Annotated in this window: 14 protein-coding genes; 8 read left to right on the forward strand and 6 right to left on the reverse strand. The window is 53.3% G+C overall.

Translation table 11 applies throughout. From position 1 onward, the window contains the following. Window positions 1-25 precede the first annotated feature (25 nt). The 3 genes from ACR0KC_RS14875 (at window position 26) to ACR0KC_RS14885 (ending at window position 2821) form a co-directional block, all read left to right on the forward strand. Entirely contained in the window at window positions 26-679 is a 654-nt protein-coding gene (locus ACR0KC_RS14875; RefSeq protein ID WP_425078739.1) for a GntR family transcriptional regulator, read from the forward strand. Between the two features lie 401 nt (window positions 680-1080). Continuing rightward, window positions 1081-1902 (forward strand): type IV toxin-antitoxin system AbiEi family antitoxin domain-containing protein, encoded by an 822-nt coding sequence (locus ACR0KC_RS14880; RefSeq protein WP_480791222.1) that lies wholly within the window; start codon window positions 1081-1083, stop codon window positions 1900-1902. Further along, window positions 1892-2821, forward strand: a complete 930-nt coding sequence (locus tag ACR0KC_RS14885; protein ID WP_170514495.1) for a nucleotidyl transferase AbiEii/AbiGii toxin family protein — start codon at window positions 1892-1894, stop codon at window positions 2819-2821. The genes ACR0KC_RS14880 and ACR0KC_RS14885 overlap by 11 nt, the downstream gene beginning before the upstream one ends. Before the next feature lie 82 nt (window positions 2822-2903). Here the strand turns inward: ACR0KC_RS14885 and ACR0KC_RS14890 are convergent, their stop codons facing one another. From ACR0KC_RS14890 to repA, 4 genes are all read right to left on the reverse strand, one after another. Beyond that, on the reverse strand, window positions 2904-4013 hold the full coding sequence (locus ACR0KC_RS14890) for a Fic family protein (protein ID WP_170514499.1): 1110 nt from the start codon (window positions 4011-4013) through the stop codon (window positions 2904-2906). Window positions 4014-4166: 153 nt separating this feature from the next. Further along, on the reverse strand, window positions 4167-5222 hold the full coding sequence (locus ACR0KC_RS14895; RefSeq protein ID WP_170514503.1) for a helix-turn-helix domain-containing protein: 1056 nt from the start codon (window positions 5220-5222) through the stop codon (window positions 4167-4169). 205 nt (window positions 5223-5427) lie between these two features. Then, on the reverse strand, window positions 5428-6402 hold the full coding sequence (locus tag ACR0KC_RS14900) for a ParB/RepB/Spo0J family partition protein (protein WP_170514507.1): 975 nt from the start codon (window positions 6400-6402) through the stop codon (window positions 5428-5430). 1 nt (window position 6403) lies between these two features. After that, window positions 6404-7585 carry a plasmid partitioning protein RepA gene (gene repA, locus ACR0KC_RS14905; protein WP_255612175.1) on the reverse strand — a complete coding sequence of 394 codons (1182 nt, stop codon included), beginning with the start codon at window positions 7583-7585 and terminating at the stop codon, window positions 6404-6406. 934 nt (window positions 7586-8519) lie between these two features. On the opposite strand from repA, the gene ACR0KC_RS14910 reads away from it, so the two are divergent. Beyond that, window positions 8520-8777, forward strand: coding sequence for a type II toxin-antitoxin system ParD family antitoxin (locus tag ACR0KC_RS14910; protein WP_170514513.1), 258 nt, complete (start codon window positions 8520-8522; stop codon window positions 8775-8777). Beyond that, window positions 8774-9118: a type II toxin-antitoxin system RelE/ParE family toxin gene (locus ACR0KC_RS14915; RefSeq protein WP_170514516.1), complete on the forward strand. Its 345-nt coding sequence runs from the start codon at window positions 8774-8776 to the stop codon at window positions 9116-9118. Before ACR0KC_RS14910 ends, ACR0KC_RS14915 begins: the two co-directional genes overlap by 4 nt. A gap of 57 nt (window positions 9119-9175) precedes the next feature. On the opposite strand, the gene ACR0KC_RS14920 is transcribed toward ACR0KC_RS14915, so the two are convergent. After that, window positions 9176-10231: a tyrosine-type recombinase/integrase gene (locus tag ACR0KC_RS14920; RefSeq protein WP_480791221.1), complete on the reverse strand. Its 1056-nt coding sequence runs from the start codon at window positions 10229-10231 to the stop codon at window positions 9176-9178. A gap of 319 nt (window positions 10232-10550) precedes the next feature. Here ACR0KC_RS14920 and ACR0KC_RS14925 point away from each other — a divergent pair, with 319 nt between their 5' ends. Continuing rightward, on the forward strand, window positions 10551-11192 hold the full coding sequence (locus tag ACR0KC_RS14925) for a FecR domain-containing protein (RefSeq protein WP_480791220.1): 642 nt from the start codon (window positions 10551-10553) through the stop codon (window positions 11190-11192). Here the strand turns inward: ACR0KC_RS14925 and ACR0KC_RS14930 are convergent. Continuing rightward, window positions 11165-11845, reverse strand: coding sequence for an IS6 family transposase (locus ACR0KC_RS14930; protein WP_152459955.1), 681 nt, complete (start codon window positions 11843-11845; stop codon window positions 11165-11167). The genes ACR0KC_RS14925 and ACR0KC_RS14930 overlap by 28 nt on opposite strands. A gap of 71 nt (window positions 11846-11916) precedes the next feature. Here ACR0KC_RS14930 and ACR0KC_RS14935 point away from each other — a divergent pair, with 71 nt between their 5' ends. After that, window positions 11917-12072, forward strand: coding sequence for a hypothetical protein (locus ACR0KC_RS14935; protein ID WP_480791219.1), 156 nt, complete (start codon window positions 11917-11919; stop codon window positions 12070-12072). Between the two features lie 135 nt (window positions 12073-12207). Next, entirely contained in the window at window positions 12208-12777 is a 570-nt protein-coding gene (locus ACR0KC_RS14940) for a carboxymuconolactone decarboxylase family protein (protein ID WP_480791218.1), read from the forward strand. The last annotated feature ends 3 nt before the right edge of the window (window positions 12778-12780 follow it).

Consider the following 12780-nt stretch of genomic DNA (forward strand, 5'->3'; position numbering starts at 1 on the left):
AAACTGATAATATCGGGTGAAACGCATGGCGAAACAGCCGTCTACGATAGGTGCGAGCACCTATCAGCGCATCAAGCGGGACATCATCTTCGGGGAGCTGCAGCCCGGCTCCAAACTGAAGCTGGACGCTTTGAAGGAACGCTACTCGGCGAGCCTTTCGACACTTCGTGAGACCCTGAACAGGCTTGCCAGTGACGGATTTGTCGAAGCTCCTGAGCAACGGGGGTTCCTGGTTACACCGGTCTCCCGTGAAGACCTGATCGAGATATCAGAGCTGCGTGTCCTGTTGGAATGCCACGCGTTGGAGTTATCCATCGAGAATGGTGACACGGATTGGGAGGGGAACCTCGTCGCCGCGCATCATAAGCTGCATTTGATGGAGCAACGGCTTCTCAAAGGAGATGACTCTGAGAAAGAAACCTGGAAGAGGTACGACTCGGAGTTTCATCAAGCAATGATAGCAGCCTGCAACTCCAAGAATCTTCTATCCCTTCACTCAATCATCTATGACAAATATCTTCGCTACCAGATGCTCGTACTGACCTATCGAGGTGAGGTAGCAGCCAAAGAACACAAACACATGTTCGATGCCGCATTGGCCAGAGACGCGAATATGGCCAAGAAACTGTTGGAAGATCACATCCGAAACGGCCTCATCCACACGTTGGAGGCTATGTAAGGCGGCATGCTGATTGCGTGCTTCACCTTCAAGGCTGGGCTGACGATACTTTTCACTGCAGTTCGGCTCAATGGCTGCTTCTTAGGGGCTGATGCAGCGGACATGCCGCATTGCCCCAAGTCCGTTTCCGTCCTGATCGTCGATCATTACCGACCGGCAGCGTGAGCCAGTCTGAATGTCCGCTCGCTCATCGATACATGGATGGGTTTGCAGATGCAGAGAAGGTCCGGAATCCGCCCTTGACGCCGGAATTTTCCATTTGTCCCGGGTATTCCGATGGGTTTCTGCGTAGCGCTGTGTCTTTAGTAGCGTGTCATTTTCAGCGCTATAGACACTTTAAAAATGTACTTTTCACAGAGGCTCTCTTGCCTTTTCTTTGAAATTATGTGATTTAGGGCGTCATGAACGCTGGAAGATCGCAAAACCTGAAGAAAGTTCTCGACTCGGTGCCCGCAGGATATCTCGTCGATGCTAACTGGCTCACCGCCCATGGCATAGCCTACGAGACCTTTCGCGACTATGTAAAACGGGGCTGGCTCGAACGTGTCCACCGCGGCGTTTTCCGCCGACCTGTTCCCAATCCGTCCGCATCAAACACCGTTGACTGGAAGGCATGCCTGATCTCGATGCAACATATCATGGGCTATGATATTCATGTCGGCGGCAAAACCGCTCTCTCACAACAGGGCTACGACCACTACCTGCGTTTGGCCAATAACGCCCCCGTCTGGATCTATGGCTACAAAATACCCAACTGGCTCACGAAGCTGTCACTCAATGCACCTATAGAAACGCGCAATACGTCGCTGTTCGCTGACCAGGAACTTGGCGTTACAAATGACGACATAAAATCTGAAAACTCCCTCCCGTGGGACTGGCAACTGCGCATGTCGGCCCCCGAACGGGCTGTCATGGAAGCTATGGACGAATTGCCGGACCATGAGAGTTTTCACAACCTCGACATGGTGTTCGAGGGCTTGACGACGCTACGACCTAAGTTGCTCTCAGCGCTCTTGCTGAGCTGCAAGAAAATAAAGGTCAGGCGCCTCTTCTTCGTTTTTGCGGATCGCCACAATCACCCCTGGCGCAAAAGACTTGATGCTGACGCCTTCAACCTCGGGACGGGGGATCGAGCATTGGTCGAAGGGGGTCGGATACATCCGCGATATCGCATCATGGTACCCGAAGAGTTCGTCACGACAGGGGCAGAAAATGGCGCGTAGGAATTATGAATCCCAGGTAGCCCTTCTCGTGCGTGTATTGCCTTACGTCGCGAAGGAAGAGATATTCGCGCTCAAGGGCGGGACAGCAATCAACCTCTTCTATCGCGATCTACCGCGACTGTCGGTTGATATCGACCTGACATATCTGCCGATCAAAGAGCGTGAACAGAGCCTCGCCGAGATCAACGAAGCCATGGATCGTATCGCTAAGTCGATCGAAAAGGGTATCAGCGGGGCGAAGGCTCAAAGAATAAAAGGAGGTGGGGGCGGCGCCACCCGTGTGCTTGCGCGTCTGGAAGGTGCAGAAGTCAAAATCGAGACCTCGCCTGTCACACGCGGCGTTGTTCATGACCCCGAAACCCGGGCGGTCTCCGACGCCGTAGCAGACGCGTTTGGCTATGCAGAAATGCAGATCGTCTCATTCGAAGATTTGTTCGGCGGTAAGCTCCACGCAGCCGTGGATCGCCAGCATCCACGCGATCTTTATGATGTAAAGCTGCTCTACGAACACGAAGGACTGACGGATGATCTGTTCCGGACTTTCCTGATCTACATCGCCTGTTCGGCACGCCCAGCACACGAATTGCTGAATCCCAACTTGATCGCCCTAGATCAACCTTATGTGCGTGAGTTCGAGGGCATGACTAAGTCAGCCGTCGGTCTGGATGACCTACTGACTACGCGCAACCAACTGATTGCGGATATCCAATCTCGCTTCGACAAACCCACCAGACAATTCTTGCTCAGTCTGCAGGATGGCGTGCCGGATTTCGCCGAAATAGATCGACCGCAAGCCGCCAATCTTCCCGCCGTGCGTTGGAAGCTTCTCAATCTGGAGCGCCTGATCCGGGACAACCCGAAAAAGCACGTCGAGCAAAGGGAAGAACTCGAGAAACTCCTAGGTCGCCTCTTCGACTGATTTAAATTCAGAGTCCGACAAATTGAAAGCGCGGGGACATTTCCGCGCCGCTTACCCGCCCTTCGTGCCGTGTTTCAGCTCGCTACCCGTCCCGATCTAGCATTAACCAATATCGCGTGTATCGGAGTTCACCTGTTCGGGTCAGAGCCCCCTTCTCTACCAGGTCTTGCAGATCCCGCGTTGCCGTGGCGCGCGATGTTCCGGTGATCGAAATATAGTTTTCCGCACTCAATCCCCCTTTGAACCCATCTGGTCCAGCTTTGAACAAACGTGAGATTACTTTGCTTTGCCGGGCGTTGAACTGATTACGATACCGGTCATAGAAATGCGTCTTGGATATGAAGAAGCCAACGTGCTCAAGAGTCACCTGCTGGGCTATAAGGACGGTCTCGGCAAACCAGACGAGCCATGGCGTGACGTCCAGCGTTTTTTGATGGCGTTCGAGTTGGTCGTAGTAAGCCTTCCGCTCTCGCTCGATCGTGAAAGCAAGTGCAATCAGGCTTGGCTGACCAATGTTTTGCGCCAGGGACTTTTCAGCCAGCGCCCTGCCCAACCGGCCATTACCGTCTTCAAAGGGGTGAATGCTCTCAAAATGCAGATGGCTCAATCCGGCCCGGATCAGTGCGCGCAACGGTTCGGGACCATCCGGTGCGGTCCGGTTGAACCAGGTTACGAACTGGTCCATTTCTCCCGGAACCTGATGTGAAGGCGGGGCTTCGAAATGCACCGTTGGGCGGTCGAGCCTGCCCGAGACGATTTGCATCGCATCCTCATGGCTCCGGTATGCTCCAATCGTTTCCAGACGCCTTTCATAGGACAGGAGCATGTCATGCCACCGAAATAGGGTGCGATGTGATAGCGGCTCCGAGTAGGTGGAGTAAACATCCACCATCATTTCAGAAACCCCCTGCTCGCGCGGTTTGGACGGATAACTGTCGGGAGCCAGCCCAAGATGCCGACGTAAGGAAGATTGCACGCTGAGCCGGTCCAGCATCTCGCCCTCAATCGCGCTGGTCTTCATCGCTTCTTCGCTTAGCAGGTCGATACGCAATTGATCTCGATCCGATGTGTTCACATGATGAACCGCTCCAAGAACTTCCCCTGAGGACAACAGGAACTGTTGCTCATATGGTTCGAGTCTTGCGACATCGTAACGAAAGGTCGGCCAGTCAGGGTTCTGCCAGTTCCACATCGTGAGGTATAAGATTCCTTTCTATAGCTCACTATTTATGGGTATGTGATTTATAGAGGTCAATCCTATAGCTCACCTTTTTCAACCCTTTCGATCCAATCATCGATTGGGCGTATAATCTGAATACGTAAATCTTGTCCTGTTTCCTCAATTTTAAGCAGCATTGGAAGTCCGCGATAGCATTGCCTTTGGGGACAGTTCTCCCTTTTCGATCTTAGCCAGTAATGAAATCAGGTAAGCCCCTGGAGACTGTATGTTCTCAGCACGTTGAAAGATGTATCCGAGAACAATGAAGCGAATAGCTGGGCCAAACGTCGATTTCATTGCATACCAGGTTTGGTCAAGCCGTAGATACTCCGCGATTTCATCCATAAGCCGATCACAGTGGTGCTGATCTTTTGCAAAGCGTAGTTCTGAGCATAGCCGTGGAAAACTGCGCTCCATTTGGTCTGGAGAAACCTGAATCTGAGAAAGTTTTTCTTTCTTAACTTCCGGATTCAAAGAGTCCTCTTTGTGCCCCTCAATTTCACTGTCACTGCCCCTCAAATTTTCTGTATATGTCTGTGTTATCTCGGAGATTTCCACAGAGATTTCTGAGAGCAGCTCGCTGAGCACATTTGCATCTGGTTTGCGACGCAGAGCATTGCGTACGGTGGTCATCAAACCCGAGATTTTGGTGTCGTCTGCTAGGAGCTCCCTTAGGCGTGCCAGAGCGGCTGAGACTTTGTCGCGGAGTACAGTGAGCTCCAGAACTCGATCAGCATGCCTCTGGGCTTCCTGGATGAACTCAACGTGCCGTTCAGACAACGGCATCAAGGAGAGCCCAGTTGCTGTGACCACCCTGCCCTGTCGATCCCGGCGCGCCCATCGCTTGCCGTTTGCGCTCAATACGCGGCGGACAAGTCCAAGCTCAACCAGCGTCGAGATATGACGCTCAACTGTCTGCACGCTGACATGCGTTCGTTTGGCGATCGCTGCATTGGAAGCGAAGCAGATGTGATGATCATCCTGGTCGGCAGCAATCTGATCTCCGCCCACAAAGGAGATCATCGCTCTCAGGACATTGAGAGTTGTGGATTTTAACCCAAGAGGTTCTCTGGCCTCTTCAACGGCGCGAAGAAGTCTCCATTTTTTGGGCGTACAACTCCCCTGCCCTGCCGTTCCCGACAAGGTTGCTCCATTTGGAGCCGATGCTGTTAGTGTTTTCATGAGATTTTGTCAGCAGACAAAGAAAACCTGTTCACCCAGAGGCGTTTTTTATTGTGTCGTGATTCGCGGGCTGTTAGGGTTTAGGTGTCTAATCTATAACCACTAGTTGGCTTTCAGCCCTCGGAGCCTCAGGTTTCGGGGGTTTCTTTTTGCTTTTCTCCTTTTTGCTCGTTGCCTCATGTAGAGTTAACAGATGTTAACTCGCTTAATCCTTGGCGCTTTCTTTGAAACGCTCGTAGGAATCTTGAATGATTTGTCCAAGGTTGTCCGAAAGCCAGCTTGTATAGGCTTCATTGTCCCCTGCCCTTTTGATGGTCATGTTCACCGCAGAATTGCTGGTCTTGATGACAACGTCGGGCGCCGGTCGGACTTCCTTTGCTGCTTTCTTAGGAGCCAAGCTGCTTAGGAGTCCGTTTAACCGATCGTCTGAATTAGCAACGTTGAGCGTCTCTAGGAGCTTCTTAGCCTTGTCTGCTGTTATCACTCCTTTCCGCAACGCATCGGCTAGAGCTGTCCATTTGGGTCGCCCAGATTTCGGTGCTGGGCCAATCATATCCCCGAGATCGTCCGGAATATCATTTGTGACTCGCTCCAACTGTGACAGCGTGTTCTTGGAAATCGCTAGGGCTGTGATCGCTTCCGAGCGGTCATATCCCTGGTTTAGAATTTCGCGTGCGAACCGGGCTCTCTCGTAATAGCTGAGGTCAACTCGGGAAGAGTTCTCCAGACCCTTTGCCTGAAGTGCTTCCTTATCATCAAGCGTCCTTACCAACGCGCGAACAGGCTGGTTTAGATACTGACAAGCTAAGATGCGTCGGCGGCCGTAGATGACCTCGAAGTGACCGTCGACTTCCTCAGAAGGACGCAACAGGACGGGAACCTGTTGGCCTCCTGCGTCTTTTATGCTTTCAGCAAGTTCCAGAACAGCTGAGTCGACGTTCGCTTCAAGGTCGGAGTTAACAGGTGTTAACTCGATCCCAAGTCTATCTTTTGGACCCCACGGCAAAATGAGTGAGGTATCTATGTCTTGGATGCCTCCGGCTCCAACACGGACCGATGCAATCGTACCGCGTGGAAGTGCTGCATTGGCGCGTTCCGTCTTCGTGGGTGGAATTGGCGGGTTTCCGGCTGCCGCTGCAATCGCTGCAGCCATGCTGGTTTTGTTTTGTTTAAGTGCCATTTCAACGGCCCCATGCGGTTTGAATCATGTTTGATACTTCGTGCCCAACGGCATCCATACTTGATCGGGCGCGGTCATAGGTCGATCTCGTCATTTCCGATCGAACGACTTCGTACATTGTCATTTTCAGCATCGCGGCATCGGCAATGGCAGTGCTTCGCAGAGCAGTTGCACCGATTACTCGATCCTGAAACAACGCCCGCATTAAGCTAACAATTTGCTGAGATGGTGTGTCTGAGGGGTCGTCCCGTGTTATGAGGAACCGGAAGTTGTCATGGATAATCGGAATCCCCGAGTTTTCAAACTCTTCTAGATATGCCGAAGTCATTTCAAGAAACTGCTGCGTAGAGGCTACGTCCAACATGCTCGGTGTCAGCGGCACGATGACAGACGTTGCCGCGAATAACCCCGCCAGCGTCAGGAAGCCCAAAGAAGGCGGGCTATCGACAATGATCACATCATAGTCTTCCTCCACCGTCTCGATTGCATTGGCGAGCCGATTATAGAAAGGGACACCTTTTCGGGCGTAGACAGCAGTTTCCGTTTCAAATTCAGACAGGATCAACTGAGCGGGGGAAAGATCCAGGCCGGGGAAGTAAGTGGCCCGAATGCACTCGGACATTGGGACCGGATCCTCGTAGCGCAAAGCATCGTAGATTGAATTTCCCTCAAACTCGATCTCAGGCTGAATTCCGCAGAACCCAGTCAGGCTGCCTTGTGGGTCAAGGTCGATAGCCAGAACGCGATAACCTTGAAGCGCAAGATAGTGACAAAGGTGAATAGCTGAGGTGGACTTTGCACTACCTCCCTTGAAATTCATGAGTTGAATGACTTGAAGCCGATCGTTGTCGCGGCGGCCAGGGAGGTATTTGCCAGGCTTTCTCGAGCTGCCTTCAAGAATCTGGCGCATCGTTTTGATTTCGGCTCCGGAGTAGAAGCGCCGGCCACTTTTGATAACTTCCGGTTCTGGAAGAGAGCCCTCAGCATGGCCCTTTCGCAAGTATTGACCGGTCGTGCCAAATAGGTCAGCCACCTCTGTCGCGCTGAAGAGGCGAAGTGTCTTTGACAACTCTGGAGAATAGGCCTGAGTTAAGTGGGTAGTCAGTGCAACTTGTAGACGATCGGAAATTTCACGTGTAACGTGAGACTGCGTCGTCGCAGCAATGGGTGTGGTCTGTAGCATAGTTGCAGTTTTCCTGCTCATTTTTGTTTGGTTGCGCAACTTGAGTACATTTAGGCACTCGTATTCCGATTCATGTCAAGAGAAAAATCAATAACTTGTGGGTCGCTGCGAGACCTGCACAAGCGTGCTGAAGTTAACAGCTGTTAACTCACGCCTCTGCTGAGCGCTTGAGAAGCGCTTGGAGGTTGCATCGTACCGGTAAGAATTCAGATTCCGAGCCAGTATTTTTAAGGATGATTGACCTCAGGTGCATTGTTGCTTCTTTGAGTCCTGCAAAGCGTACAATCTTATCTAATCTTCAGAAAAGTAACTAATCGAATGCAATGCTTCACGTCGCTCCAATACTGAATGCGCGGATTTACCTGACAAACGTTGATTATCTTTTGACGTAACAGGGCAGGGCGGGTGGGGTTCGAGTAACAGGATCTTTGCGCCAAAAAGATACTGATGTGGTTCTGTTGCCGATGGAGTTGATCTTTGATGTATTGCGCCGCGACTGTACAAAAATTTGATGCTGCAGATCAATTGAACCGATGTTTCTCCCCTTTTTAAGGCGTTCGCTCGGACTTCGGCGACAACGTAATGATCACGGTGTTTCTGCTCTTGTGCCATGAAGCGGTGCAGTGACAATCGCATGGCGGTTTGGATTGGGGGCCCCCAGAGGCCAATGAGTCAGAAACTCAGACCGCAGTCCGTGGATTAAGGCGTGTTATCTGATAAATCGCATCCGGGTTGAGGCGCTGTTTCAAGACACGTTCGTCCGTCCTTGGAAGCGTGGTGGACCAAAACTCATCTTCTTCTCGAACAAAAGAAAACAGTTAGCTAAAGCACTACTCAGAAATGAGACCAGCTCGACTAAACTACTTAGGCTATGTCCTCAATCGTTGAACCGACAGCCTCATTGGCATATATTGCCAAGGAGGAGGCTTAAGCCATGGTAACCCGCAACGTCGTACTTACAGAATCGCAAGACCAACTGGTGCAGAATCTGGTTGCATCCGGTCGCTATCAGAACGCTAGTGAAGCGTTGCGTGCGGGACTTCGTCTTCTGGAGCGGGAAGAAGCGGGGCTGGAGTCTCTTAAGCAAGGCCTGCAGGAGGGTGTGGCACAGGCTCAGGCTGGAGATCTGGCAGAAGGCAGCGGTTCGGATGCGATCCGTCGTGCCTTCGCAAGGGCAAGAGCCAAAACGTGATCCGACCCTTTCGACTAACACGCCGTGCTGAATCCAGCCTGGTGGAAATTGCCCGTTGGACCATCGATAAGTTTGGACCGCATCAGGCTGATCTTTACGAACAAGAGCTGATAGCGCGCTGCCAAGCCATCACCGAGGGTAGGGTGGCCAGCCGCAGTTGTTCTCTATTGGTCGAGGAGGCGGTTGATCTCAGTTTTGTACGGGCAGGAGAGCATTTCCTGGTCTACTTCGACCAGCCGGATAGCGTAGTCATAATCGATATCCTGCATTCCCGTTGCGATCTGCCGCGACATGTTTCTGCGCTGGCTGCGTTGACGGATGCGACGGGGAACGGGACATAGGCATTGCAGCTAGAAATCTCCCTAGCGCTACGAACTCTTTAAACAATCCGTAAGCGCTCACCCCAACAAGTCCGCCGCTGGATTTTCAGTGATGTCGACATCGTCATAATATTTCTGCGCCTGCGCCATGGAGCGGTGCAGCGACAGGCGCATGGCGGCCTGGATCGGGGCGCCGTCGAGGGCAGCCTGAGTCAGAAACCCCGAGCGCAGCCCGTGGGGAGAGGCAAAATCCTGCGGAAGACCCGCCAGTTTCAGCCGGTGTCTGACGATCTGGTAGATCGCATCCGGGCTAAGGCGGCGTTTCAGCACCCGGTCGGCCTTGGAGACGGGGCGGAACAGGGGGCCGTCCCTGATCTGACCCACCTCGATCCAATGCACCAGCGCTTGCGCGGCGCGGCCCTTGAGCACCAGCCGGGGTGTCTCACCTTTCTGAGTGGTCTTGGTTTCGAGAAGTGAAATCCAGACCACGCCTGATTTGTCGTATTCCTTCAGCGAGACATCCTCGCGCATCAACCCGGTCAGCTCGGACCGGCGCCGACCACCGCTGGCCCAGCCCAGCATCAGGATCGCGCGGTCGCGGCAATCCCGGCGGCTGCCGCGGCAGGTGGTCAGCAGCTGCTCCAGCACGTCCCGGGTGATCGGGTGGGCCGACTTCGGGGCAGGGGGCCGGGCCGCGGCGCGGCGCGCCTTGGATCGGGCCTGTTTCACCTGGGGCGCATCAAACGGGCTGGAGAGGTTCTTCATCCGATGAAAGGCCAGCCAGGACGCAATGCGCCGGTCCAAGGTCGACGGCGCCGGGCAGGTCAGTGATCTACGCAGCCCTTGTCTGATGAGCACCTCTGCCGTTTGACGCGCGATGTCCTCCTTTGGCGCATCACCAAGATCGCGGGCGTGATCAAGGATGAAGGCGAGCGCTGTGGCCTCGGCTTCCGGCCAGTCAAGCACTGCGCCAAACCGTGCTGATTTCCAGGCGGTGATGTAGAGCAGGTCGCGCTCATAGGCCCTGAGAGTATTGGCCGGCGTGCCGCGGATATAAAGATCGGTGAGCGCGTCCTGATCCGCTTGCGACAAGGCAGGGGAGGTGGCCGGGAGATAGGGGGCAGGGGGCTTCATGGGCCAATTTTGCGCCGAATTTCAGGGGAAATCAATCAAACATGATAAGGGATACTTATCGGGTATAATTTGGATTTGGTGATGCGGCAAAAGTAACGATCATTATCACTAAATTATGAGCGCAATGCGGGTAGGGTGGTTTCTATTACTGCAAAAATCAAAGAGTCTGCTGCAAACTCTTTCACCAATTCCGATGCGAACGCGGACATTCCCCACTTCGTGAGTTTTGCGTGTCCAGTTTACACCTGGGACGAGGGCGGGCGTTGATTGAAACGAGCAGTTTCCCACCCATGCGACAGAAACGTAAGGCCGCCTTTGGTTGACCTCTCGTGTCATACTCTTCACTCTTGTGAGTATCTTCAGCCGCGAGGCCGCAATGAATCAAAAAAGCTTGCTTGTTATCCTTCTTATTTATTCCTGGATCGGGTTGGCCGGTTCGGGCGGCGCTCAAACACAAGGAACCTGTGTCATAACGCAAACGGAAGGGCAGGCGGTCGTTTCTGCCCGAGGAGCAGGTGTCCAACCTGCAGTCATTGGTTTGGGTTTGGGGTTGAATGCCAAGCTGCGCACGGGAGCCGATGCAAGGGTTACCATGGCCTGCTCTGGTGGGCTTGAAGTTGTTATAGGCCCGGAAAGCGAGATCGACGTGCTTGGTCTATTGGATCATGAAACGCGCCCCTTTGGACTGCGATTGATCGATGGCATCGTCGGGTTTCTTTTTTCCTCGGAAGACGGAAACGGCGTCCAGGTCAGAACCCCTTCTGCTGTTGCCGCGGTCCGTTCCACCGAGTGGGCGATGCGAGTTGAAAACAGTGCAAGCGCCATCTTCACACGTGAAGGCACGGTGTTTGTTTCTGCAGATGACACCGTTGCGCAACTGGTTTTGTTGCAAAGATTTGAGCCCGTTGAGTTGTTTCGACAATCGCTTGTGAGTCAGGTGGCGAGCTCAGCAAACTGCTGAAATGGGCAGAGTCCGGGCGTGATTTGACCCTTGCGGATCATGTGCGCCACTTCTATTCCGTCAAGCGTTGCCGCCGCTGAAGCAAAGGCCTTGAACCCCAGCATTGGCCGAGTGCGTCTCTTGATGAAACGGTGGTCCTGTTCCACGATATTGTTCAAGTATTTCCGCCTCACCATCTCAATTGGGATCGGGCAGCCAAAGCTTTTGAGCATTTTGTTGATGGCCTTGATGCCGGCGGTGTTGGCACCGCTCTTGTCGATCACAATCTTCTTCGGCAACCCATTGATCTCCAACATCCTGGCGAAGAACTTGGTGGCGGCTGGTTTGTTGCGACGTCGCGAAAGCATGAAATCAAGGGTCTTGCCGTGCTTGTCGACAGCTCGATAGAGGTAAACCCACGCGCCTTTAACTTTGATGTAAGTTTCGTCCATTCTCCACGAACGATTACAAGGCCCTTTGCGGCGACGTGCTGCCTCAGCGATTGCACCAGAATACCGTGTTACCCACCGGTTCAGCGTGGTGTGGTCCACTGAAACACCGCGCTCGGCCATGATTTCTTCCAGATCCCGGTAAGACACACCGTATCGGACATAGAAAAACACCGCGAACAGGATCACATCCTTCGGATATTGCGCGCCTTTGAAGGAAACCATGAACTGACTTTCGACTGATTTTACCGAAAGTCATTCACCCGCAGCATCTGACCTCGTCAACAGCCAAAAGTTTGCAACAGATCCATGCCGATATCGTGGACGACAAGCTCTATCTCTTTGTGAATGAGGACATCTTCAAGAAGTACCTTGAGGACAAAGAGACCGTGATTCAAGGCGCCCATGCCAAGTGGGCAGACATCCACCACACACCTGTCGGCAGTCTATGATTGAGGAATTTGGTGGCTTTTGCCGGTCGGAGCCACCGCTGCCTCGCCCCTCCCCAAAAGACCGGCATTTCTCCAAAACGCCACGCTCGCACACAATTCGCGTGCGTCGAAAGCTCTGCCCAAAGGAAGCCAGACATGACTGATTTTGAGACCTATACAATCGCCTCTGCCCCTGAAGCCGCGAAACCAATTCTGGAAGCATCGCTGAAAGGGTATGGTTTCGTGCCCAATCTTTATGCGGCCATGGCCGAAGCGCCCGCAATTCTGGAAGGCTATACGACACTTTCCAACATCTTCGGAAAGACCAGCCTTTCAGAGACTGAGCGCCAGATCATCCTTATGACTAACAACCGGTTGAACGGGTGCAAGTACTGCATGGCCGCCCATACCACTCTTTCACAGATGGCCGGTGTCCCCGAAGACGTGATCGCAGCGTTACGCGATGGCAGCCCTATCGCCGACCCCAAATTGGAAGCACTGCGCAAATTCGCCATCGTGATCAACGAAAGCCGAGGCTGGCCCAGCGACGCACAGGTCGAGGCGTTTCTGACGGCTGGTTACACACGCCAATCTATGCTGGAAGTCATCCTCGGCACAGCGTTGAAAACCCTGTCGAACTATACGAACCATGTGGCGGACACCGCGTTGGATGATGCCTTTGTGCCAAACGCATGGACCGCCTCGGTCACAGCGGCGGCAGAATAGCGC

Source organism: Ruegeria sp. CF3 (assembly GCF_056537365.1).